This is a genomic window from Sphingobium sufflavum, assembly GCF_021403115.1.
GTDB classification, from domain to species: Bacteria; Pseudomonadota; Alphaproteobacteria; order Sphingomonadales; family Sphingomonadaceae; genus Sphingobium; species Sphingobium sufflavum.
Genome location: NZ_JAJSSH010000020.1, coordinates 25140 through 46502 on the forward strand (window position 1 = coordinate 25140; position 21363 = coordinate 46502).

The following is a 21363-nucleotide window of genomic DNA, read 5'->3' on the forward strand; positions in this document are numbered from 1 at the left end:
GCCAAGTTCGTCTACGGTTGCCTCCCGCCCTTCAGCAATGCAAGCAATCAGGCCGGGATACCGATAGTGCCGGGATTTGGACGTGGGCACGGTGAACATCCTCTCAACTCCCGCTTAGAAAGAAACCCGCCCAGCTGTCGGGCAGGCCTCAGTGACATCAGGTTCGATGCCTACGGGTCGCAGTGGCCACTAAGCAGAAAAGTGTGACGGGTATAGGACAGACACGTCGTCGAAACCCAAAACCCCCATAACAACCGTCGATGGGTAACCATGAGATGATGCTTTATCGGGCGGCCGCCTCATTGCGGCTAGGCGCGTCACCATCCTCGCGTTCGTTGGCACGCTTGGCGACGTAAGCCAGCCAGCCCCTGCCACGCCTTCGCCGCCCGCTGCAGCGCCTCTCGAGCGCGAGGGAGAGAGGTTGCCTCAGCCTCTTTGCTACATTGATCAGCCTGGCTGCGGTAGAATTCCAATGTGTCGGGCATGGGAGACCTTGCTGCTTCTTTCGAGACGCAACGCCCAAAACGTAAATTCGTCCCCAAAAGCGCAGGATTCTGCCAGTCCATTACGGTCGGAACCAGGATCAAAGCCCAGTCGTCGCCGATGAAACGGCTCTATGGTGTTTGGCTTGATCAACTGCGTTGGCAACCGCCTCTGCAATCATGTTGAGGGTGAATGGCTTCGCGGTAGTGTAGGCGAACGGTAGCAGGTCGCGGGGCTGGTGGGGGTCTCCCAGAATATAAACGACGGGGATGGTTTTAGCCGTGCAGATATGAGCCACAGCTGCGATTCCCGATCCTTCAACCAGCTGATCATCCGCGGTGATCAGGTCCGGACATGTGCGTTCTGCGGCTGCGATCGCTGCCGTGTACGTGTCGACAATGTCGAAGCTATCGTAGCCGAGGGACCGAAGTTCATCCTCGACCAGCGCCGCGATGAGATATTCGTCCTCAATGATAAGGGCGTGCATACGAACCTTCCGCTTGAAACCGTATGCCGTTCATTACGATCGGCAAACTATGATGGCTTTGCCGCACAGCAAATCGCGCACTTAGCGACGAGGCGTAATAATTACGCGATAGGATGCCCTGCCGGCGTACTGCGAGAAGTCACCAAGGCTGCGCGAACTTCCAGGCTCCAAAGCTATTCGTCGCAAACCTTCAGAGCCGTACTTGTGGGTTGGATAGGGCTGCCCATATCATGATTATCGTCAACGATCGAAAGGAGGTGGTCAATTGTCTCACTATCAAATGCCGACCACGGCAAAGCTTGTGAACATGGTTTCCACTGCGGAGGCCGCTCGTTGAGCTTGGCTGTTTTCGGCAGATAAGGGAAAGGCCGCCCCGCTGGGCGGCCTTTCTTATTTCCAGCAGCTCTTCCGTGGAGCGGCACGAAACGCGATTGCAATGCTCGCCTGCCGGTTCCCTATCCTTAGTGGAAGTTTCGCGCTTTCAGCCGCATCGGGTCGGGCTCTAGCATCAGAGCAGCTGGCGCTGCGGGGGGCGTTACGGGCACGCGTGGGTCAGGTCCCGATCCGGTTTTCGCTCCATCACCCCGGCCTGTACGTAGGGGAAACGCGGCGTCACGGCCGCTGAGACTAGCCAGTTGCGTTGAGAGGTCATCGAGGCGCTTGACGATGATGTGCATGACGTCACCCTCTCGCTGCACTCGCCCATAAACCCCAAACATAGACGCCCCGATCACCACGCGGCGGTGCTGCTCGAAAAAGCTGGGCCAAATGATCAGATTGGCAACGCCGGTCTCATCCTCGATCGTGATAAACATGACGCCCTTGGCGGAGCCAGGCCGCTGACGGATCAGGACAAGGCCTGCCAAGGAGACATAGCGCCCATCCTTGACGCTATCGAGATCGCGGCACGTGACCATTTTTTTGCGCTTCAGCTCCTCCCGCAAAAAGGCGAGGGGATGCTGTCGCAAGGTCAGGCCGACATGCCCATAATCCTCTACCACCTCATGGCCCTCGGTCATGGGCTTCAGCATGACGTGGGTTTCATTGGTTTCCTGAAAGGGAGCCGCTTCGCGCGCTGCGGCGGCTGCGAACAGGGGGAGTGGATCATCGCGCAGCGCCTTGATCGCCCATAGAGCGTCCCGCCGACTGAGCCGCAACGATTCCTGAAAGGCGTCGCCTTCTGCTAGGCGGCGCAGACTGCCCGCTGCGACATCGGCGCGGTGCCATAGCTCTTCCACGGTGGAGAAGGGGCGATCGGCCCGCGCCGCGACGATTTGCGCCGCGTCCGCATTGTTCAGCCCCCGGATCATTCGCATGCCGAGGCGAACAGCAAGCCGATCACCCCGCGCCTTCTCCAGCGTGCAATCCCAGCGCGAGGCGTTGATGCACACAGGGCGAACCTCTACGCCGTGGTGCTGCGCATCGCGAACAATCTGCGCCGGCGCGTAGAAACCCATCGGCTGCGCATTGAGCAGCGCTGCGCAGAAAATCTCCGGATGCCAGCATTTGAGCCAGGACGAGGCATAGGCAATCAGCGCGAATGAGGCGGCATGGCTTTCGGGAAAGCCATAGCTGCCAAAGCCTTCGAGTTGGCTGAACGTCTTCTCGGCATAGTCGGACGTATAGCCGCGCTCGACCATACCGTTGACGAGCTTTTCCTTGAACATGGAGACGCCGCCGGTGAACTTGAACGTCGCCATGGCGCGGCGCAGCTGGTCCGCTTCCGACGGCGTAAAGCCCGCGCATTCGATGGCGACGCGCATGGCCTGCTCCTGGAAGAGGGGAACGCCAAGCGTCTTCCCCAGCACCCGCTCCAGTTCGGGCGTCGGATAGCTGACCTCTTCTGTCCCTGCGCGGCGGCGCAAATAGGGATGGACCATGTCGCCCTGGATGGGACCGGGGCGCACGATCGCCACCTGAATGACGATATCGTAAAAGGTGCGCGGCTTGATGTGCGGGAGCATCGCCATTTGCGCGCGGCTCTCGATCTGAAACACCCCCAATGTGTCGGCACGCCTGATCATCGCATAAGTGCGTGGATCTTCTGGGGGTATCGTGTGGAGATCTATGTGGATATCTTTATGCTCAGCGAGAAGGTCAAAGCCCTTCTTCATGCAGCTGAGCATGCCCAGCGCCAGCACATCGACCTTCATGAACTTCAGCGCATCGATGTCGTCCTTGTCCCATTCGATGACCTGGCGGTCGACCATGGCTGCGGGCTCGATCGGCACCAACTCGTCAAGCCGGTCGCGCGTCAGCACGAACCCTCCCGGATGCTGCGACAGATGGCGCGGTGTTCCCATCAGTTCCTGCGCCAGTTCCAGCGTCAGCCGCAGCCGGCGGTCTTCCATGTTGAGGTTGAGGCCTTCGGTATGCCGCTCCTGCACACCGTCACGCGACCCGCCCCATATCTGGGAAGAGATGCCCTTGATCATGTCTTCCGAGAGGCCGAGCGCCTTGCCGACGTCGCGCAGCGCCCCCTTCGTCCGATAGCGGATCACCGTCGAACAGAGCGCGCTATGGTCGCGGCCGTAGGTTTCAAAGATCCACTGCATGACAATTTCGCGGCGGCTATGCTCGAAATCGACGTCGATATCGGGAGGCTCCTTGCGCTCCTGGCTCACGAACCGCTCGAAGAGGAGGTCGGATCGCTCCGGATCGATGGAGGTGATGCCCAGCACGTAGCAAACGGCTGAGTTGGCGGCCGACCCGCGCCCCTGGCACAAGATGTCGCGGCTGCGCGCAAAGCGGACGATGGAGTTCACCGTCAGGAAGTAGGGGGCATATTGCATCTGCTCGATGAGCTTGAGCTCATGGCGCAGCAAGCGATCGACCTTGGGGGGGATGCCGTCGCTATAGCGCGCCGCCGCCGCCTCCCATGTCATCTGTTCCAGCGCCTGCTGGGGGTTAAGGCCAGGAATATTGGCTTCCTCGGGATATTGGTAGGCCAGCTCATCGAGATTGAACCTGCATTTGTCAGCAATTTCCACTGCGCGGCGCAAGGCGTCGGGATAGGCTTTGAAGATACGGTGCATCTCGGCGACAGGCTTCAGGAAGCGATCCGCATAGCGCTCCCGCTTGCCGGCCAATTCGTCGATCGTGCAGCCATTGCGGATGCAAGTCATCACCTCCTGTAGCGGGCGGCGATGCGGATGATGGTAGAGGACGTCGCCCGTCGCCACCGTCATGAGGCCAGCCTTGTCGGCCATCTGGGAGAGGAGATGGAGCCGCAACTGCTCTTTGGGTCGGCGGCGCAGGGTAAGGGCCGCGTAGCCGCGCTTTCCGAAAATCTCGGCAAGCTGCGCCATGCCCGCTGCGCTGCGCGCATCCGGCTCATCGGGCAGGTAGATGGCCAGCAAACCTTCGGAATGTCCGGCAACATCAGCCCAGTCGAGAAGGCAGCGTCCCTTGCCACCTCGCTTTTTGCCTACCGAAAGAAGGCGGCAGAGACGGCCATAGCCGTGCCGATCCATGGGGTAGACAAGGAGAGAGGCGCCACTGATAAGATCGAGGCGGCATCCAACGATCAGCCTGACGCCCGTCACCTTGGCGGCCTCATGGCCGCGCACGATACCGGCCAGGCTGTTGCGGTCGGTGATAGCGAGGGCTTCAAGACCACCTTCGGCAGCAGCCGAGAATAATTCCTCGCAACTGCTGGCACCGCGCAGAAAGGTAAAATGCGACGCACAATGAAGCTCGGCATATCTCATCCGAACAGGCCGTGCATATACCACTCCTGGCCGCCTGTGGCCCCATCCTCGCCGTCGCCCTGGCGGAATACCCAATAGCGGATGCCGGCATCGTCCTCGACGAGGAAATAGTCCCGCACGCCTAGCAGTTCGGCATCACTGTTGGCCCACTCGCCATAGATGCGCTCCGGACCGTCGGCGCGCGCGACCTTGTGGCGGGTGCGCCGCCACGAGAATTGCACAGGAGGATGATCGGGCAGGAGCGCGATCGTCTCGATCCGTTCGGGGCGCTTCAGCATCCGGCTCGGGCGCGGCCAGTGCAGCGGCCAGCGCAGTTCGGTCGCAGCCGCCATTGGCTCGATCCGCTTCACGGATCGCTCGGGCACGTCACTTTCCTTGGCGGCAAGGCGAAAGAGGCGCTCTTCGCCGCAGCGGTTTGCCAGAAGATCGACCAGCTCTGCGATGTCAGGCTTGGTGCAATCCTCCAGCGTCGAACCATTGTGATAGCGCAGCGGCTCGGTGAGCGGCGCCGAGAGCGTCATCCGCTCGATGCCATAGCCGGGATCGATGGTGGAGATGCGGTCGGTCAGCAGTCGGACCAGCTGCTTATGTTGCCGGGTCGGCTTGGCAGTGCCAGCGCGAATGGCCTCAACCAGATTATCGACACGGTAGAAACGCAGATCAAGGCGGCGTGCGCCGAGGCCATCGCTCTCCAGCTGCTCTAGCAAAAGCACGACCAATTTCTCGATATAGCGGGCAATGGTCTCCGGCGCCGCAATAGGCTCGGCGAAGCGGCGCTCCACGAAGGGAAGTTCGGGGGCATCCACCGGCTCGATAGGTTCTGGCAGACGCCCATAGGCCTGATCGAGGCGGCGGCCGACGTCCGCGCCAAAGCGCAGGGCAAGCGGCGGCCGCGGCGTCGCATTAAGTTCACCCACCCTGTCGAAGCCGAGGCGGCGGAGCCCATCGACCGTCGCGGGTGGCAGGCGAAGGGCAGAGATGGGGAGAGCCTGAAGCACCTGTTCCAGGTCCGCGTCCCCAACCAGAACGAGGGGCTTGGGAAGTAACCGGGCAAAGGCATGAGCCGCGCCAAAGGTCGGCGCCATGGCGACCCTCGCAGCCGTGCCGGCCTCCGACAAACGCCGTACTAGGTCGCGCAACATGGCCTCGTCACCGCCGTGCAGATGATCGGCACCTGTGGCCTCGATCATCAGCCCGTCAGGCGGCGTTGCCGCGATGACAGGCGTGTATCGCTTCAGCGCCCAAAGCGCCAAGCGATCGAGACCGGCAGCATCGCCTTCAGGGTCCGCGTCGTGGGCAACGAGATCCGGGATCAGCGCATGGGCCTGCGTTGCCGCCATGCCGACCCGCAGCCCAACCGCCTGCGCGGCCGCATCGGCCGCAGTCACGATGCGGCGGCGGGCATCGCGCCCGATCATGACGAGCGGTGTATCAGGCGGCGGTGCCGAAGCTCCAAGCCTGCGCCGCAGCCGGTCCGTCGGCCAGGTCGGCAGGTAGAGCGAGATGACCTTGCGCATCACAAGCCTCAAGTAGGAAATCGGCACTTTCGCCAGCGCGGCAGCGGATCAGTTCAACAAACCATCGGTGTCGGCCAACCCCGGCGACGGGGAGGGCGGTGGAGGGGACAGGGGTCACTCGCCATCGCGTCGCGGACGCGGTCGGCTGTCCAAAGTCCGATGCTTCAGCTAGCCGTTTCCATCTTCGCAGCGCAATCGCGACCGTGCCGCTGGCTTCTGCGGCAAGCTGGAGGCGCCGCGAAGCCTTCATAGAGAGGCGTCGCACCTCTGCCACCACTGCTGCAAGGCCGCCATGCCGCAGCCCCTCTTCAAAGGCCGTCAGTAGCGAGACCTCGTCGCCTGCATGGAAATAGATGACGCGATCTGGGTCGAGGCCAGCTTGAGCAAGGGCGGGGGCGAAGAGATCGGCCTCGGTCATGCACCACAGGATTTGGCCGGGAAGGCGGGAGACGATACCGGCAGCGAAAAGCGCAGGCGCGGCTGCGTCCACTGCGCCAGCAGATCCGCCAGCAATTTCGTGCAGGGCGCCCAACGCGAGGCCGCCGCCAGGAAGCCGGCGATCAACTGTGTCGATACCGAAAGGCAGCGCTCCGTTAGACCGACGCTCCGCCGATTCGATGCGCGCAATCTTGTCCCGAAGGGCTGAAATGGCAGGCCGAACGCCAATCTCTGTCATGACGGGCCTCCTTTCCAGCCATTCGTGATGGGATGATGTTCTTTATTTGTTCCTTTGGTCATCACGAGTCAACGCGGTTGAGGCAAAGCGATCTGCATAGGTCTCGATGGCGACCGGGGCAGGCCCATTGGAACGCTGTGTGCCCGGCAGCGTTCGGCTTGCGGAGGACCAATCATGAAATTGATACGATGGGCGATAATCGGATCCGCGCTGTACGCGCTCTATAGCAAGATGAAGAAGGCCGATGCATCCCAAACAAGGGTTGCTGGTGCCAACAGCGGACGACAGGACGGACCGGAAAATCGCGATGGCGCGGCTGGTCTCGCTGCGACTTTTCAAACGCGGGAGGCGGCCGATCTGGCTGTTGAACATCTGGTGCAGGAGCATGGCCTGGACCGAAATGCTATTTTCGTCGAGGCAGTCGGGGACGAAAATAGCGCCGGGCGTGACGTGAGTGGTGGTGATCACGCCGCAGCAGGGCAAGGTGCCCGGAGAGATGGGCCGCTAAACGGCGAGTTGCGCCTGACAGTTGCGATCACAACCGCCGAGCAAGCCATCGTGGAGGAGACGCTTCAATCCAATGGTGCAACGTCGATACGGGTTATTTGACGACAGACCAGATCGGCGAGGTTGGCCGCCGAGCCGTAGCAGCGGTTTGCGTTTTTGGTGGTTGCCCTCCGCAGATTGCGTTTCCCTAAAGTGGACGTCGCTCGGACTACCGTAGCGGTGGAATATGGGCGGCGTCGACGCGACGAGTGGAACGACGACGGCGATGGGCCGCTCCGTTAGATTGGCGCTTTTCTCCTAGCCCCTTCGCACCTCCTCGATCTCTTCTTCGCTGTGATTTTCCAGATCAATCAGCATAGCAAGAAGCCCCCGGATCATAGCGACCGGGGGCTTTCCATATCTCTCAGAGCGACGCGTTAGAGCGACGTGCGGTCGCTCGAATAGAGGCTACGCTCTCGCTTGACCTCATCAGCGCTGTATGCGGGCGCATTGTCATCGAAAGTCGACCAGCCACTTTCACGATAGGCTGCACCACGGGTCGCGGCGTCCACGGAACGGTGCCGTTGCAGGACAGCTTCGGCCTGAGGCGCAAGGTCGTCCGAGACCTTGGCGCTGACGAGCGTTCCACCACGCCGAACGCCTTCGGAATAGACATGCGCCTCGTCGTCCGAATGACCCGCGTTCTTCAATGCACCAACGATGCCACCCGTCGCTGCACCACCTGCGGCACCAATACCGGCGCCAGCAGCCGTCGCGGCCAGCCATCCCGCGGCTACGATAGGACCGAGACCGGGGATCGCCAAGAGACCGAGCCCGGCGAGAAGACCTGCGGCCCCGCCAAGCACAGCGCCCGTCGATGCGCCGCGGGTCACGTCGCCATCCTCGTTGACACCGTCATGATCGTGGGGGGCGTGGCTGCCGTCGGCGTTGTTGGCCACAATGCTGAGATCGCTATGTGGTACGCCAAGGCTTTCCAGGTCCGCTACAGCGGCAGAAGCGTCGGCATAATTATCGAAAAGGCGTGTAATCGTTTTGGACATGATATCTCTCCCGAGCCGATGGCTTAACGAACGGTGATGTTGCCCTTGTAGTCGAGCGCCACTTTGTGGCTCTTGCCACCCTTCACCGCGGTGGTGGTCCAAAGGCCGTCATTCTTGGTGAGCTTGCCAATCTTCGTGTAGCCTGCCTTTGCGAGCCGACCGTGCGCCTGGTCTTCGGTGAAAGAGTTGGCGCCATCTGCTGGCGCTGAGACGGTGTGGGGGGAGCCGTCCTTGGTCGCGGGATTATGGGATCCGGACTGAGGGCTTTGTGCGCTGGCTACTCCAGTCAGAAGTGCAGCCACAGATATGGCGGCCATATAGCGTCGCATGCGTTCTCTCCTTGTTGTTGTCCGGCATTAACAAGGAAGGCGTTCATTCGGTCCCATGCTTACGAAAGTTTAATGTGTCGGCATCCCGCTGACGAACGCGCTGCGGTCAGCTCTTCGTGCCGGTTTTGCTGCCTACGGCGCCTCCGCTCCGAGCGGACATGCAGTCAGCACCGAACTGACCGAAACGGACGGATGTATGCGCCGCGCCGTGTTTGAGATCGCCTTGCAGAGGCGCAATTATATCGACCGGGGTTAGGTGCAGACGTTCTGATGCCGGCGAGCAACCGTTAGTAATGGTACCAAACCGACAAAATAATGGGCCGATTTAACATAATGTATATTATCGGACAACTTGATTAGGTCAATGATCTTGGAGTAGTCGATAACAATAATGCTCCTCCGTCGATGCGTCAACGCCCCGCAATAGCTCCATTCAGTGCCGGAACATTGCAGTAGCTGGTTTCACTAGCCGCTCCGTTCGTCACCGCATTTGCCTGGTGTCGATGACCACTATCAAATTGTTGAGGTTCAGTGGTCATCTTGCATCCCAAAAGCCGCTCTTGCGTCCGTGGCGCGCTCGGAGTGAGCTTTCATAGCTCGGATGATCGGCATAATCGCCGAACGCCCCGATCTTTCCGGCAAGGTGCGCACAGGTCCGTAAGTGACGAGCCGCATGGGGGTAGCGCTTGAATCGGGCCGTATTGAGCGAGAAGTCAATCATGGCCCGTAGAAGCAATGTGGCGGCCAAGGGGTGGCGCTCTTCCAGAGCATCCGCTGCCGGGGTCAAAAGTCCGTAATGATCGCCATCGAGTTCCAGGTGGCGTTCGAGGATCATCCGAGCAGCTTCGTCGAGTGCAGGCCATTCGACCAGGAACGACAGCGCACGATGCACGTCTGGAAACCGGCCCGCATAGGCAAGGGCTTTTGCTTCCGCCTCCATGTCGTCGAAATCCGGCAACTGTTTGATCAGGGCTTTAAGATATTGGGGTTGCAGAGTTTGCTCGAAGACCTGCCATCGCTCACGCTGGGCGTCCTCGATCATGCCCGATGCTTGGAGGGCATCGATCCTGACCCTCTGCCAGTCGGGCCAGCGGCCAGCCTCGTGCACCTGCGCCTGGGCGACGGCCAGCGCTGCCAGTGCTTCTGTCGGGCGATCGGCGATCACTAGCCGTTCGGCAATTCTTGCAGCGATGGCAGGATTGGCGCGCTGAGCCTGGGCGTAAAGGGCAGCGTAGCCGTCGACATCTCCCGAAGCGTCAGCGATATCCGCCAGCGCGCTCTGTATGACAAGGGTCAGGTGCTGCCTGGTATAATCGGTTTCGAAAACCGGCCCACGGGCACTGATCCCAATGATTTTGCGAGTATCGTTGTCGGCAGGCGCTAGCGGTGGGGCGTTGTGCTGCTCGAACTTTGCCTTCAGCAGGGCAAGGCCCCCCTGCCCTATTGCTTGCGCCATCATCGGGATCACGTTGTCGAACTGACCATAATCATTGGTGCGCACGCCGTCATAGATGCGGTTCACCATGCCAGCGACATCAGGCGTCGCAAGCGGCGCTACCTGTGCGATATCCTCCAGTGCCTGTCCAATGACGCTGCCGATCGCGCCGTTGCTGTCGTCGCAACGCTCATAGACCGATGGCGCCATGTCGAGCAGGCGCCAAAGAAGTTCGAGTGCCTCGTCAGGCTGCGCAGGCGTGACATACGTCATAATCGCCGATCGCTGGGCCTCGAGATCCTGTGCCAGCGCCTTGACCTTGCGCCAATCCACAAAGGATTTTGACCTGGCGATGGATATAAGCCTTTTACGGATTTCCGCCGCGACATTAGCGCCGCCCTGCTGGCCTGCCAGTTCGAGCCGAAGCCGGCGTTTCATGATCGCATCGCCTTGAGCAAGGTCGAGGAGCAACTCCGCCAGCTTATCGGCTCCCAGTGCCGAAAGGTTTTTCGCATTCAGGGTGATGGATGTAGCCATAGCCCTGGTTTTGCTAACGTCACCAATTGGGTCAAGCATGAATACACCACTGTATCGCTTTGCCGTCGCTCGCCGGCTCTCGATCCAACCAAACGGTTTAACCACCCTCCAATGGCACAATTTCGACCCTTTTCTTGCCGTTCAGCGCTGCAATTCGCCTCCCTAGGAGCAGACAGTCTTCTCAAACCCACTCGACGGCAATTTATCCATAGCCCAGCCAAGATTAAACCTATCGCCGTCGAACCAGCGCTCCAGTGCTGCCTCGAAAAGGGAGCGCCCCCCGGCAAGCACAAACAATGTGAGAGAGGAACGTAGTTTCAACGCATCCATCGACCCAAAAACTCTGTCAATCGTGGTAATGGGGAGATCTTGTAGGGCGGTGACACAGGCCCGTAACCTGGCAACGCGAACGGGATGAGCAAGATAGGCCTGCGCCTCCGCAAGCGAACTGAGCGCATACATATTTCGCCGTCTGCTGACCGCGCCAGGACATTCGGAAAAAATTCACGTTGATCAAAGTTAGTTTGGCCCGGACGGCTGCTCCCGATCGCTGTCAATCTGCGTTCCCCCCAACCGAAGCACAATCATGTGCCTCAATTCCGTCCGGCACCCGACAAAGGGTCCGTTCGGTTCTTGAGGCAGCAGCATCGGGGCGAGTTTATGAATGAAATAGCCGGTTGGATCGCACCCGTCGCCACGATGCTGGCAGCGATGATGACGGCTGCAAATCTGGGAGCGCGGATCACCGGAACAGGCTTTGTTATATTTACCCTTGGCTCGGTGTGCTGGTCGATCGTAGGTTTCAGTTCTGGGCAAACCAACCTGCTGGCGACCAACGGCTTTCTGACGCTCGTCAATTTGGTCGGTGTATGGCGGTGGCTGGGTCGCCAACGTGCATATGAGGATGGCGGAAAATCGGCGGAAACCGCCAGTCGTCACTCGCCCACCCCGACATTGTTCACCGCGACGGGTATAGCGGGGCTGCCCGTACTGGACCGGCATGGGACAAAACTGGGCAAGACGGTGGAAGCACTGCTGCAATGCGATACGGGCGAGATCAGCTATATCGTTCTCGCACGCGGCGGTGTCGGAGGTGTCGCCGAAACGCTTCACGCTATCGAGCGGGATGCGGTGCGTTTCAGCTGTGATCACATCATGCTGCGCGTCGATGCAGAACAATTGACGGCCCTTCCTCCGCTTATAGATAACGCCTGGCCGAGCGCCGCGCCCAGGACGGCCATGATTGCGCTGGCCGACGCCTGATGAGCAACCTTGCATGGACGGCGGCTCTCCTCGCCGAAAGCCTCGAAACAAGCGATGTCGCGTTTCTGTGCGATGACGATCAGCAGGCCGAGAGCCTTGCGGCAGCACTGGCTGCGATGGCGCCCGACAATGCCGTAATCTTCCTCCCCTCCAGCGACGCATTGCCGGGCGACCGCGCGCCTGCATCTCCCGCGAACATCGGCCGACGGGTCGCGGCTTTGCGGCGTTTGCGCATGCTGCAATTGAAGAAGAGCCGAAGGCAGCTTGCCTGCATCTTCAGTGGCGAGGCGGCTGCCCGCCTCTATCCACCGCCCGCTGCTTTCGATCAGGCTCCGCCCATTCTCCAAAACGGGACGGTGCTGGATATGGACGTGTTCGAGAGCGACCTCACGGACATGGGCTATATCGTCGACGATCGGGTCGATGAACCGGGAGAGGTCGCAGTGCGCGGCGAAGTGATCGACATTTTTCCGGTCGATGCTGGGCTTCCTGCGCGCATCGAAATCGCTGATGGGAAGATCGCCAGCCTGCGTTCTTACGACCCGGTGACGCAGCGATCTGTCGATACGCTTGACCGGTTGGAGATCGGCCGTGCGGCGGAGCCTGCCGTTGAACCTGCGACCAGCCTGCTCGACCATCTGCCAAACGCCCGGATGGGCTTTTCAGAACAGGCGGACAAGCGGCGTCTGCGTTTCATCGCGCTAGCCACGGACGCGGCTACCCGCGCTGTGGCGCCACGGGACGCGGTCGCGGATACAGATTGGCATCTAGCACTCGCCTCGCATGCCCTTATCGAGGAGAAACAGAAGTATAAGGCTGTACCCCGCTTCGCCGAGACCACCACGCCTTTGCAGGCGTTCCGCCATTTCGTCAAAACACGGCGGGAAGAGGGCCAAGCCGTCATCCTGGCCGGAAGCGTCCGGGACCTGCGCTTTCTGGGACCGAGGATTGCAAAGCGCCTGAAGGTCGAATGGCAGAAGATCGAAAGCTGGACGCAGGCAGCCGCCCTGCCACCTGCCACCATGGCGATGCTTGTCGCCCCTGTTCCTGAAGGCTTCGTTTCGGACAAACTTGTCCTCGTCGCCGCTGCCGACCTGCTGGGCAGCCGAGCCGCTCTTCAAAATGAGAGTCCATCTGCGCTCAACCCCTTGCTCGATGCTGGCAGCGACATTCGGACGGGCGATGTCGTCGTGCACGAAGACCATGGCGTCGGGCTTGTCGTTGGTCTGGAACAGGCTCCCGGCACGGAAGGCGAGGAAATGATCGCACTGGAATATGCGGGCGGCGCGCGGCGACTGGTGCCGGTCAACGCTGCCGATCGCATCTGGCGCTATGGCGCCGATGCGGACGCGGTTACTCTGGACAAGCTGGACGGGAGCAGTTGGGCAAAACGCCGTGCCGACATCGACGCGGCCATCCGAACAAGCGCCGAGGGGCTGGCAGCACTCGCCGACGGGCGAGCGAAACTGACGGCAGCGGTGATCGAACCAGATTCAGGGGCCTATGAACGGTTCGCCAGCGGCTTTGCCTTCAATGAAACCGCCGATCAGGCACGGGCCATCTCGGCAGTCCGAGACGACCTCGCATCCGGCCGTCCCATGGATCGGCTTGTCATCGGCGACGTCGGCTATGGCAAGACGGAGGTAGCGCTTAGGGCCGCCGCTCTGGCGGCCCTCGCCGGCTATCAAGTCATCGTCGCCGCGCCGACCACTGTGCTGGTACGACAGCATCTCGATACTTTCGCAAAGCGCTTCGCGGAGGCAGGCATTGCCGTCGCGGGACTGTCCCGCCTGTCGACCCCGGCCGAGAAGAAGGCGGTGAAGGCAGGCCTTGCTGACGGGTCAATCCGCATTGTCATTGGCACCGGCGCGGTGATGGCCAAGGATGTGCGGTACAGGGATCTCGCGCTTGTCATCATCGACGAGGAGCAGCGCTTCGGCGCCTCAGACAAAGCGAAGCTTCGGGGAGAGGGTGACAGTCACCTGCTCTCGCTGAGCGCCACGCCCATACCCCGGACGCTCCAGATGGCGCTGGTCGGCCTTCAGAAGATTTCGGTTATCGCGACCCCACCCGCGCGGCGTCAGCCCATCCGAACCAGCCTCGACACATTTGACGATGCCCGCATCCGCACCGCGCTGATCCGGGAGAAGACCCGAGGCGGCCAAAGCTTTGTGGTCGTATCGCGCATCGAGGATATGGCGAAACTGAGCGAACGCCTCGCCCGTATCGTCCCCGACTTTGCCATTGTGCAGGCGCATGGCAAGATGCCGGTCGCCGAAATCGACAAAGTCATGGTTGGCTTTGCGGACGGGCAAGGTGACATTCTGCTCGCGACCAACATCATCGAGGCGGGTCTGGACGTACCCCGCGCCAATACGATGATTGTGTGGCGTGCCGACCGATTTGGGCTTGCACAGCTTCACCAGTTACGGGGACGGGTTGGACGCGGCAATCGGCGTGGTCAGGTTCTGCTCCTGACCGACGATGAGAAGGCCGTCGCGGATCGTACGCTCAAACGTCTTCGGACGCTTGCGACGTTCGACAGGCTGGGTGCCGGATTCGAAATCAGTGCAAGGGACCTCGACATGCGGGGCGCGGGCGATTTGCTGGGCGAAACGCAAGCGGGCCATATGAAGCTGATCGGCACGGACCTCTACCAGAATATGCTGGGCATTGCCCTGCGTCGTGCACGTGGCGAAACAGTCGAACGCTGGACTCCCGACCTGCGGATCGGTGGCTGGGGCGCGCTTCCACAGGACTGGATACCCGAACCCGATATTCGGATCGGCCTTTATGTACGGTTGGCGCGGGCGGAGGATGACGCTGCGCTTGATACGCTGGAAGATGAGATGGTCGATCGTTTTGGGCCGCTTCCCACTCTTGCCGCTTTGCTGCTCCGTAACAGCCGCATTGGCGTGCTTGCCCGAAGGGTCAGGATCTCGCGGATCGACGCTGGTCCCGCCGCCATCGCGATCACGCCTCGCCCAGACTTCTGCGCGGATGGAAAAAAGGCAGGTCTGCAGGAAAAGGACGGACGCCTTCTCCTGATCGAGGAGCTCGACACTGACGAACGGCAGAGCAGACTTCAAGACCTTCTGGAATCCCTGGAATGCTAACCCACCGGCGCATTGCCGATGCAGTGTCGATGCATGTCTATATTTTGCCCGAAGTCTCGCGCTTCATGGATCGCGGAGAAACTCACATATCGGTTATAACGAGTCGGCAACAGAATTCTGATTACCGCATTTCCCGTCCAGCCAGCCGAACGACGGCGAGGTCGGCGGTAACATTGCCTACCGTACGGAACAGATCCGGCACGGACTCCACCGCCAGCAACAGAGGCAATGCCTCGATGGGCACGCCCATGGCGAGGCAGACAGGGCCGATGGTCGCGAAGAAAGAGACCTGTGCGGGTAATCCAACAGCGGCGAGACTGACGGGAATCGCAACCATGGCCCCCAGCAGGAGCGTTTCCCACGGCAATGCAATGCCATGAACATGCCCGAGATAGATTGCGACGGCGACATTTGCTGCGGCGCTGGCCGCACGGAATAAGGACACTGACAAAGGCAGAATAATCCCGGCAACCGCTGGGCTGACATCGAAGCTGGGCGCGGCCTGGATCATCACAGGCAATGATGCCAGTGACGATTGTGTTCCTAGCGCTACTGCCTGTGCCGGGGCAGCCGCACGAGCAAAGCGAAGCAGCGATATGCCGCCCGCAAGCCCCACAACGACATAGACCATCAGCGTTATGAGTAGACAGATCGCGGCTATGACAATGATATACTGAACCAGAGTTTCTGCTGCCCCCGCTCCCATCTTCGCGCCGGCCGCGAAGGCCAGCCCAGCGATCCCTATCGGTGCCACCACCAAAATCCAGCGAACGAGGACGAGCATCGTTTCCACTACCGCCCGAACGACTGTCAGGATGGCGTCGCCCAGATCGCTCTCAATACGCGCGGCTGCGAGACCGAACAGAATGGCGAAAAATACCAGAGGTACTATCGCGGTTTCGGCAGCGGCTTTTATGGGGTTCATGGGGGCTATCGCCTGAAGCCAGCCTGTTGCTGCCGGAACGGCGGACCATAGCGCATCCGGTCCGCTGACGGTCATGGGGCTAACGGGCCACCAACCAAGCAGGACAGTGGTAGCTGCCGCAGCCAGCAAGCAGGCAACTGTCAGCAGCAGCGTGAACCAGATCATCGCTCGCCAGCCAATGCGGCTCGCCGATCCAACACGGGCGGCTGTCATTACTCCCGTCACAAGCAGGCCGAAAATAAGCGGCACGACCGTCATGCTCAATGCATCGAGCCATAGTTTGCCTATGGCCTGCGCAATGGCAAGTGCCGTTGCGAATCCCGGTAATCGGGGGTTGTAGAAGAGTATGCCGCTAGCAAGCCCTATGACCAAAGCGAAAAACATCCGGGAGGGAGCACCAAACCGGCGAAGCCGGACAGTGCCAGGATCGGAGGTCAGCACTTGTCCCACAAGATATTGCGATAGCGATCAAAGCATCGCGCGCCGCAGGTCAAGCGCATCAGCGCCCCTTCTGCAATCGCGGTAGCGCGCCTGGGATCTTCTGCTACCAGCGGCCTCAGGGCTTCGCGGTTCCAGTCTTCGCTATGCTTGACGTCGAGCACGGCATGCAGATCGAAATAGCGCCGCTCGCGGTTGCTCAGGCCAATTCGGCGCAAGCCTTTGGCGACCATCGCCGAACGTCCGGGAGCGGTCAGTTCTATCGCGCCGAGCGCACCCACGGAATGCCAGGCATAGCGGCGGTTCGTCGCCATGGCCGTCATCGCATTGGCAAGCGCGAGGCTCTCCCACACCGTGTTCTCGATGACGGGTGTGACTGCCAGCGTCTCGACCAGCGTATCCAGCATCGGGCCGTGCATGCCCCGGACATTGCCGCGGCCCATTTCGTCCCAATAGTTACGGGCAAGCTCAAGCTTTGCCGAAGTTGGCAATTTCACTTGCGTATAGGCGACAAGATCATCGAAGCCCGCTTCTCCGGCAGCTTCCTGTTCGAAGAACCAGCGCAGCTCATCTCGCGAAGCTTCCTGCTCCAGCCATGGAAAAAGCGGATCGCCTTGGCCGGGTCCATTGGCCAAAAGCGCCTCGAACCAGGCGATAAATCCGTCTGGATCTGTCGGAGCCTCTTTCGCGTCCTGAGCGACCAGTGCACGAAGCTCCTCAACGAAATTGCCTTCGAGCCGCATCATGCCCATGTCACGGTCCAGAATAGCCGACCAGTCGTCCGTTGGAAACTGGGGCGCTAGCCTCTTTCTGTTCCAGTGCGCGAGTTTCTGGTGAAAGCTGTCAGCGCACGATTGCAAAACTGCCGCGGGTGGGCTGAAATTAAAGAGCGTGGCCATGCCTTATCCATTTCAATTGATCGAAATCTCAACCACCTCGCGACCGCACGGTTCCTCATGAACATATTAACATTGATCAACGCCCTGCGCCCTTGTTACTACAGGGATCGCCTTCAATCACTTCCCCTACCCCGCTGGAAGACGCCCACGACAACCGCGATACGATCCACATCCTGATATGCTGGATTTGCGAGTTCCTCGCCGAACACGTCCGGGTCGGCTTCTCGATAGCGCAACGAACAGTCTTCCTGATCGGCAATGTCTGCCAATGCGGCGTGAAGCGGGTCCGAACCATCAATGATGGCGCTGCCAGTATACAGAAGGAACCGCCCCCCGGCGGCAAGCCGAGAAAGAGCCATCTTCGTCATGTCGAGCGCAACGGCAGCACCATGCCCATCCCCACCGTCGCGATAGGCACGATGGGCAGGATCGACGATGTAGGGTGGATTGGCCATCACAAAGTCAAATTGACCGGCCAGATCCGAAAGATCCGATGCGACGACACCTTGCACGTGTACGCCAGCCACCTGTGCGTTGATCCGGGCAAAAGCCATGGCCTTTGGATTGATATCGGTCATCGCAATGACGGCGCCGGGACAGCTTGCCGAAGCGACAAGGGCTCCAACCCCCGAGCCGGTTCCAATATCAAGGATATGAGCGCCTTCTGCCGCCCCTTCCCGTGCCAGTTCGGCTGAAATGGCGTCTGCAAAGCGATAGCTGTCGGGGCCGAGAAAGACAGCATCTTGATCGTCTGTCGGAAACGCCGAATGCAGAAACAGGACGCCATTGATCGAAGAGACCCGGACGGTCGAGCGCCAGCGGCCTTCGTCCGTCCGGCGTAAAATCTCTGCTTCGGTCAACAGCGCAAATATATCCGTATCGAGTATCTCCTCCCGGAAGGGCAGGCTCCAGCCCAGAATGTCGGCTAGGGATTGTGCCTCGCGCCGGGATGATCTTCGCAACACAAGAGCATGGGTTGCAGGCGTCGGTGTGACGAAGCGATAGCCCCTGTGATTGAGGCCGTTTAACAGAGAGGCCAGTCGAGGGGCACGGGAATGGTCCAGCATAACGGCTCTTTTCGGGTTTTAGTGACGCCTATGAGACACGCAGGCCATGGAACGACTTTATGAAATTGGGCTCATCTGCCCGAGACGGTGGCAAAGGACAGGCCAGACCCGCGCGTCTGACCCTCCCCGCTTAACGCTCCGCCGATCCCGGCTCCGCCATCTTACGATGTTGCTCCGCCAGAACCGCCGCCGGGGTCACATGGGCAAGCGTTGCCTGCACCTTATTCTTCCAGCCAGATACGATATGGGCCTCGCCCTTCATCAACGCTTCCCATCCATCGCGCGCTACATCGGCCGGATCGCTCTTGCTTTCCGAAACGCCGACACTGGTGTCGAGCATATCCGCGCGGCCGAAGAACTCCGTCTCGACGGGGCCGGGCATCAGTGTCGTGACGGTGACGCCCTTGGCATCCTTGATCTCGTTGCGGATGGCGTCCGCAAAGCTGTCCACAAACGCCTTGGTGCCGTTATACACGGCCTGGAAGCTGCCGGGGATGAAGCCTGCAATCGAACCGGTGATGAGAACCTTCCCCTCGTCCCGGCCCACCATGTCGCGCAGCACATGCTGGAGCAGATACAGCGTGCCAGTGATGTTGGTGTCCACGACCCGGCGCCAGTCGGCGACATCCTGCTCCAGAAAACCATGGCCCAGCCCCCGCCCCGCATTGGCGCACAACAGGTCGACCCGCCGCCCGTTCGTGGCGGCGAGAAGCTGGTCGACCCCTTCCAGAGTGGCCAGGTCCGCCTCTAGGGAAATCACTGAAACGCCATGCCGTTCAAAGTCTGCGGCAGCGGCCTCGATCAAGGGTTCATCCGCCACGACCAAAAGGTCATAGCCATTTTCGGCAGCGATGCTCGCCAGTTCAAACCCTATGCCTGTTGAGGCTCCGGTGACGATCGCAAATTTATCGGCCATCTTGCGCTCTCCTAGTCCGCTGCGACGGCAAAATCGGGCTTGAGCACGATCTTCGTCACGTCATTCTGGTTGTCGTGGAACATCTTGTAGCCCTTTGGCGCATCCTCCAGCGCCATGCGGTGGCTGATGAGGAAGGTCGTATCGATCTTGCCCTCCACGATAGCGTTGAGCAGTGCGGGCATATAATGCTGCACGCTGGTCTGGCCCGTCTTGAGGGTCAGGCCCTTCTCCATGAAAGCACCGAGCGGGAATTTGTCGACGATGCCGCCATAGACAGCGGGCATCGAGACGCGCCCTCCCTTGCGACACGCGACAATGGCCTGCCGGATCGAGTGCGTGCGGTCGGTGCCGAGGAACAGCGACTTCTTGATCTGGTCGACCACATTGTCGACGAAGAAGCCATGTGCCTCCAGCCCTACCGCGTCGATCACGGCGTCCGGGCCGATGCCGCCCGTCATCTCCATCAACGCCTCATAGGTCTTCGATTCCTCGAAGTTGATCGTCTCCGCCCCGAATTTGCGTGCTAGCTCCAAACGGCGCGGGAAATGGTCGATAGCGATGACGCGGGCCGCGCCCATGAGGAAGGCCGACTGCACCGCGAACAGACCGACCGGGCCGCAGCCCCACACAGCGACCGTGTCGCCCGGCTCGATGTCGGCATTCTCCGCCGCCTGCCAACCCGTCGGCAAGATGTCGGAAAGGAACAGTACCTCATCATCACTCAAGCCATCGGGCACCACGATTGGGCCGACATCGGAGAAGGGAACGCGGACATATTCCGCCTGACCGCCGGCATAACCGCCAGTGAGATGGCTGTAGCCGAACAGGCCAGACATAGGCTGGCCGTACAGTTCCTGCCCAATATCCTGATTGTCAGCCGGGTTGCCATTGTCGCAGGCGGAATATTGATGCTTGCCGCAATGATAACAGCTGCCGCAGGCGATGGTGAAGGGCACGACCACCCGCTGGCCTTTCTTGAGCGTTGAGCCGGGGCCGGTCTCGACCACTTCGCCCATGAACTCGTGGCCCAGAATATCGCCCGCCTGCATGGTGGGAATATAGCCATCGTAAAGATGAAGATCGGAGCCGCAGATGGCCGTCGATGTAACCTTGATGATCGCATCGCGCGGGTTGAGGATTTCAGGGTCGTCGACTGTGTCGACGCGAACATCGTGTCGGCCATGCCAGGTGAGCGCGCGCATCAGCCCTTCTCCTCTTCGAGTTGCTTGCGGGTCCAAGCAGCGGTCGCCACCTCCCCCGTTTCCATCAATTGCTTGAAGCGGCGCAAATCGCGCCGCGCTTGGATGGCAGGTTCGCGCTGGAACAGCTTGGCGATCACCTTGCCGATGACACCCGCCGGGGGATCGTAGACGATGGTCGCCGTGACGATCGTGCCACGGTCGCCAGCGTCCTTGAACTCTATGCTGCCGCTGTTGGGAACGTCGGCGCCGACCTCGGAAGCCCAGGCAATATATTCGCCGTCGCGTTCCTCTATGATCGTCGCATCCCATTCGACTGTCTTGCCGCCGGGCGCCTTGACCACCCAATGTGTCCGCTTGGACGACAGCGTGTCGATACGTTCGACATTGTCCATAAAGCGGGGAAGGTTCGCGAAATCGCGCCAATAGGCGAACAGTTCGGCACGCGGCCGGTTTATTGTGACGGTTCGCCCGATCAACTGGTCGCCATGCTTATCGTCATGCACGGCAAGGCCAGCCTCGCGCCCTTCGGCTGTTTTTGCGGTAGTTGCGGGTGCGTCGTCTGTGACCATCGTCATGCCACTCTCCTGCAAGGGTTTAAGTTTGGGAAATGGATCGGCTTTTCCAGCGCTTGCGTTCTCAACGCAGTCGCAACCCAATCGCGCCAGCCACCTTGATGAAAATTATCATGATCTGGATCAAAGAACGGGGCGTTGACGCATGCACAAAAGGTTCCGGTGCCCGACCGCGGACATCAGGATCGCGTGATGACCGAGAAGGAAAAGCTCGATGCCTCGTTGGAGGACAGCATGGATGCCT

General features: G+C 60.5%; 17 protein-coding genes. 3 read left to right on the plus strand and 14 right to left on the minus strand.

What is annotated here, in order from left to right; translation table 11 throughout:
* Positions 1 to 583: 583 nt before the first annotated feature.
* The 4 genes from LWE61_RS19440 to LWE61_RS19455 all read right to left on the minus strand — a co-directional run bounded on the left by LWE61_RS19440 (position 584) and on the right by LWE61_RS19455 (position 6873).
* Positions 584 to 970 (minus strand): response regulator, encoded by a 387-nt coding sequence (locus tag LWE61_RS19440; RefSeq protein WP_234152306.1) that lies wholly within the window; start codon positions 968 to 970, stop codon positions 584 to 586.
* A 461-nt stretch (positions 971 to 1431) separates the two neighbouring features.
* A complete protein-coding gene (locus LWE61_RS19445) occupies positions 1432 to 4680 on the minus strand; it encodes an error-prone DNA polymerase (protein ID WP_234152307.1) in 3249 nt (1082 codons plus the stop codon).
* Complete coding sequence (locus LWE61_RS19450) at positions 4677 to 6197, minus strand: Y-family DNA polymerase (RefSeq protein ID WP_234152308.1); 1521 nt, start codon at positions 6195 to 6197, stop codon at positions 4677 to 4679. The genes LWE61_RS19445 and LWE61_RS19450 overlap by 4 nt, the downstream gene beginning before the upstream one ends.
* Positions 6112 to 6873 (minus strand): ImuA family protein, encoded by a 762-nt coding sequence (locus LWE61_RS19455; RefSeq protein ID WP_234152309.1) that lies wholly within the window; start codon positions 6871 to 6873, stop codon positions 6112 to 6114. Before LWE61_RS19455 ends, LWE61_RS19450 begins: the two co-directional genes overlap by 86 nt.
* Positions 6874 to 7047: 174 nt before the next feature.
* On the opposite strand from LWE61_RS19455, the gene LWE61_RS19460 reads away from it, so the two are divergent.
* Positions 7048 to 7482, plus strand: coding sequence for a hypothetical protein (locus LWE61_RS19460; RefSeq protein WP_234152310.1), 435 nt, complete (start codon positions 7048 to 7050; stop codon positions 7480 to 7482).
* Positions 7483 to 7796: 314 nt separating this feature from the next.
* On the opposite strand, the gene LWE61_RS19465 is transcribed toward LWE61_RS19460, so the two are convergent.
* The 4 genes from LWE61_RS19465 to LWE61_RS19480 all read right to left on the minus strand — a co-directional run bounded on the left by LWE61_RS19465 (position 7797) and on the right by LWE61_RS19480 (position 11225).
* On the minus strand, positions 7797 to 8420 hold the full coding sequence (locus LWE61_RS19465; protein WP_234152311.1) for a hypothetical protein: 624 nt from the start codon (positions 8418 to 8420) through the stop codon (positions 7797 to 7799).
* A gap of 23 nt (positions 8421 to 8443) precedes the next feature.
* Positions 8444 to 8749: a hypothetical protein gene (locus LWE61_RS19470; protein WP_234152312.1), complete on the minus strand. Its 306-nt coding sequence runs from the start codon at positions 8747 to 8749 to the stop codon at positions 8444 to 8446.
* A 535-nt stretch (positions 8750 to 9284) separates the two neighbouring features.
* Positions 9285 to 10721 carry a DUF6880 family protein gene (locus LWE61_RS19475; protein WP_234152313.1) on the minus strand — a complete coding sequence of 479 codons (1437 nt, stop codon included), beginning with the start codon at positions 10719 to 10721 and terminating at the stop codon, positions 9285 to 9287.
* A gap of 162 nt (positions 10722 to 10883) precedes the next feature.
* Complete coding sequence (locus tag LWE61_RS19480) at positions 10884 to 11225, minus strand: DUF1810 family protein (RefSeq protein WP_326490674.1); 342 nt, start codon at positions 11223 to 11225, stop codon at positions 10884 to 10886.
* 156 nt (positions 11226 to 11381) lie between these two features.
* Here LWE61_RS19480 and LWE61_RS19485 point away from each other — a divergent pair, with 156 nt between their 5' ends.
* Positions 11382 to 11984 (plus strand): PRC-barrel domain-containing protein, encoded by a 603-nt coding sequence (locus LWE61_RS19485; RefSeq protein WP_326490672.1) that lies wholly within the window; start codon positions 11382 to 11384, stop codon positions 11982 to 11984.
* A complete protein-coding gene (locus LWE61_RS19490) occupies positions 11984 to 15100 on the plus strand; it encodes a helicase-related protein (RefSeq protein ID WP_234152314.1) in 3117 nt (1038 codons plus the stop codon). Before LWE61_RS19485 ends, LWE61_RS19490 begins: the two co-directional genes overlap by 1 nt.
* A gap of 121 nt (positions 15101 to 15221) precedes the next feature.
* On the opposite strand, the gene LWE61_RS19495 is transcribed toward LWE61_RS19490, so the two are convergent.
* The 6 genes from LWE61_RS19495 to LWE61_RS19520 all read right to left on the minus strand — a co-directional run bounded on the left by LWE61_RS19495 (position 15222) and on the right by LWE61_RS19520 (position 21122).
* Positions 15222 to 16466 (minus strand): dicarboxylate/amino acid:cation symporter, encoded by a 1245-nt coding sequence (locus tag LWE61_RS19495; RefSeq protein ID WP_234152315.1) that lies wholly within the window; start codon positions 16464 to 16466, stop codon positions 15222 to 15224.
* A complete protein-coding gene (locus LWE61_RS19500; protein WP_234152316.1) occupies positions 16460 to 17362 on the minus strand; it encodes an iron-containing redox enzyme family protein in 903 nt (300 codons plus the stop codon). The genes LWE61_RS19495 and LWE61_RS19500 overlap by 7 nt, the downstream gene beginning before the upstream one ends.
* A 113-nt stretch (positions 17363 to 17475) precedes the next feature.
* Positions 17476 to 18429: a methyltransferase gene (locus tag LWE61_RS19505; protein ID WP_234152317.1), complete on the minus strand. Its 954-nt coding sequence runs from the start codon at positions 18427 to 18429 to the stop codon at positions 17476 to 17478.
* Positions 18430 to 18559: 130 nt separating this feature from the next.
* Positions 18560 to 19345 (minus strand): SDR family NAD(P)-dependent oxidoreductase, encoded by a 786-nt coding sequence (locus LWE61_RS19510; protein ID WP_234152318.1) that lies wholly within the window; start codon positions 19343 to 19345, stop codon positions 18560 to 18562.
* Positions 19346 to 19356: 11 nt separating this feature from the next.
* Positions 19357 to 20547: a zinc-dependent alcohol dehydrogenase gene (locus tag LWE61_RS19515; RefSeq protein WP_234152319.1), complete on the minus strand. Its 1191-nt coding sequence runs from the start codon at positions 20545 to 20547 to the stop codon at positions 19357 to 19359.
* Positions 20547 to 21122, minus strand: coding sequence for an SRPBCC family protein (locus tag LWE61_RS19520; RefSeq protein WP_234152320.1), 576 nt, complete (start codon positions 21120 to 21122; stop codon positions 20547 to 20549). Before LWE61_RS19520 ends, LWE61_RS19515 begins: the two co-directional genes overlap by 1 nt.
* Between the last annotated feature and the right edge of the window lie 241 nt (positions 21123 to 21363).

Excerpts from the sequence above, each read along its gene's own strand:
- LWE61_RS19460 (WP_234152310.1), top strand. The coding sequence starts at position 7,048 with ATGAAATTGATACGATGGGCGATAATCGGATCCGCGCTGTACGCGCTC.
- LWE61_RS19510 (WP_234152318.1), bottom strand. The coding sequence starts at position 19,345 with ATGGCCGATAAATTTGCGATCGTCACCGGAGCCTCAACAGGCATAGGG.
- LWE61_RS19485 (WP_326490672.1), top strand. The coding sequence starts at position 11,382 with ATGAATGAAATAGCCGGTTGGATCGCACCCGTCGCCACGATGCTGGCA.
- LWE61_RS19515 (WP_234152319.1), bottom strand. The coding sequence starts at position 20,547 with ATGCGCGCGCTCACCTGGCATGGCCGACACGATGTTCGCGTCGACACA.
- LWE61_RS19455 (WP_234152309.1), bottom strand. The coding sequence starts at position 6,873 with ATGACAGAGATTGGCGTTCGGCCTGCCATTTCAGCCCTTCGGGACAAG.
- LWE61_RS19470 (WP_234152312.1), bottom strand. The coding sequence starts at position 8,749 with ATGCGACGCTATATGGCCGCCATATCTGTGGCTGCACTTCTGACTGGA.
- LWE61_RS19475 (WP_234152313.1), bottom strand. The coding sequence starts at position 10,721 with ATGGCTACATCCATCACCCTGAATGCGAAAAACCTTTCGGCACTGGGA.
- LWE61_RS19490 (WP_234152314.1), top strand. The coding sequence starts at position 11,984 with ATGAGCAACCTTGCATGGACGGCGGCTCTCCTCGCCGAAAGCCTCGAA.
- LWE61_RS19520 (WP_234152320.1), bottom strand. The coding sequence starts at position 21,122 with ATGACGATGGTCACAGACGACGCACCCGCAACTACCGCAAAAACAGCC.
- LWE61_RS19500 (WP_234152316.1), bottom strand. The coding sequence starts at position 17,362 with ATGGCCACGCTCTTTAATTTCAGCCCACCCGCGGCAGTTTTGCAATCG.
- LWE61_RS19445 (WP_234152307.1), bottom strand. The coding sequence starts at position 4,680 with ATGAGATATGCCGAGCTTCATTGTGCGTCGCATTTTACCTTTCTGCGC.
- LWE61_RS19450 (WP_234152308.1), bottom strand. The coding sequence starts at position 6,197 with ATGCGCAAGGTCATCTCGCTCTACCTGCCGACCTGGCCGACGGACCGG.
- LWE61_RS19440 (WP_234152306.1), bottom strand. The coding sequence starts at position 970 with ATGCACGCCCTTATCATTGAGGACGAATATCTCATCGCGGCGCTGGTC.
- LWE61_RS19465 (WP_234152311.1), bottom strand. The coding sequence starts at position 8,420 with ATGTCCAAAACGATTACACGCCTTTTCGATAATTATGCCGACGCTTCT.
- LWE61_RS19505 (WP_234152317.1), bottom strand. The coding sequence starts at position 18,429 with ATGCTGGACCATTCCCGTGCCCCTCGACTGGCCTCTCTGTTAAACGGC.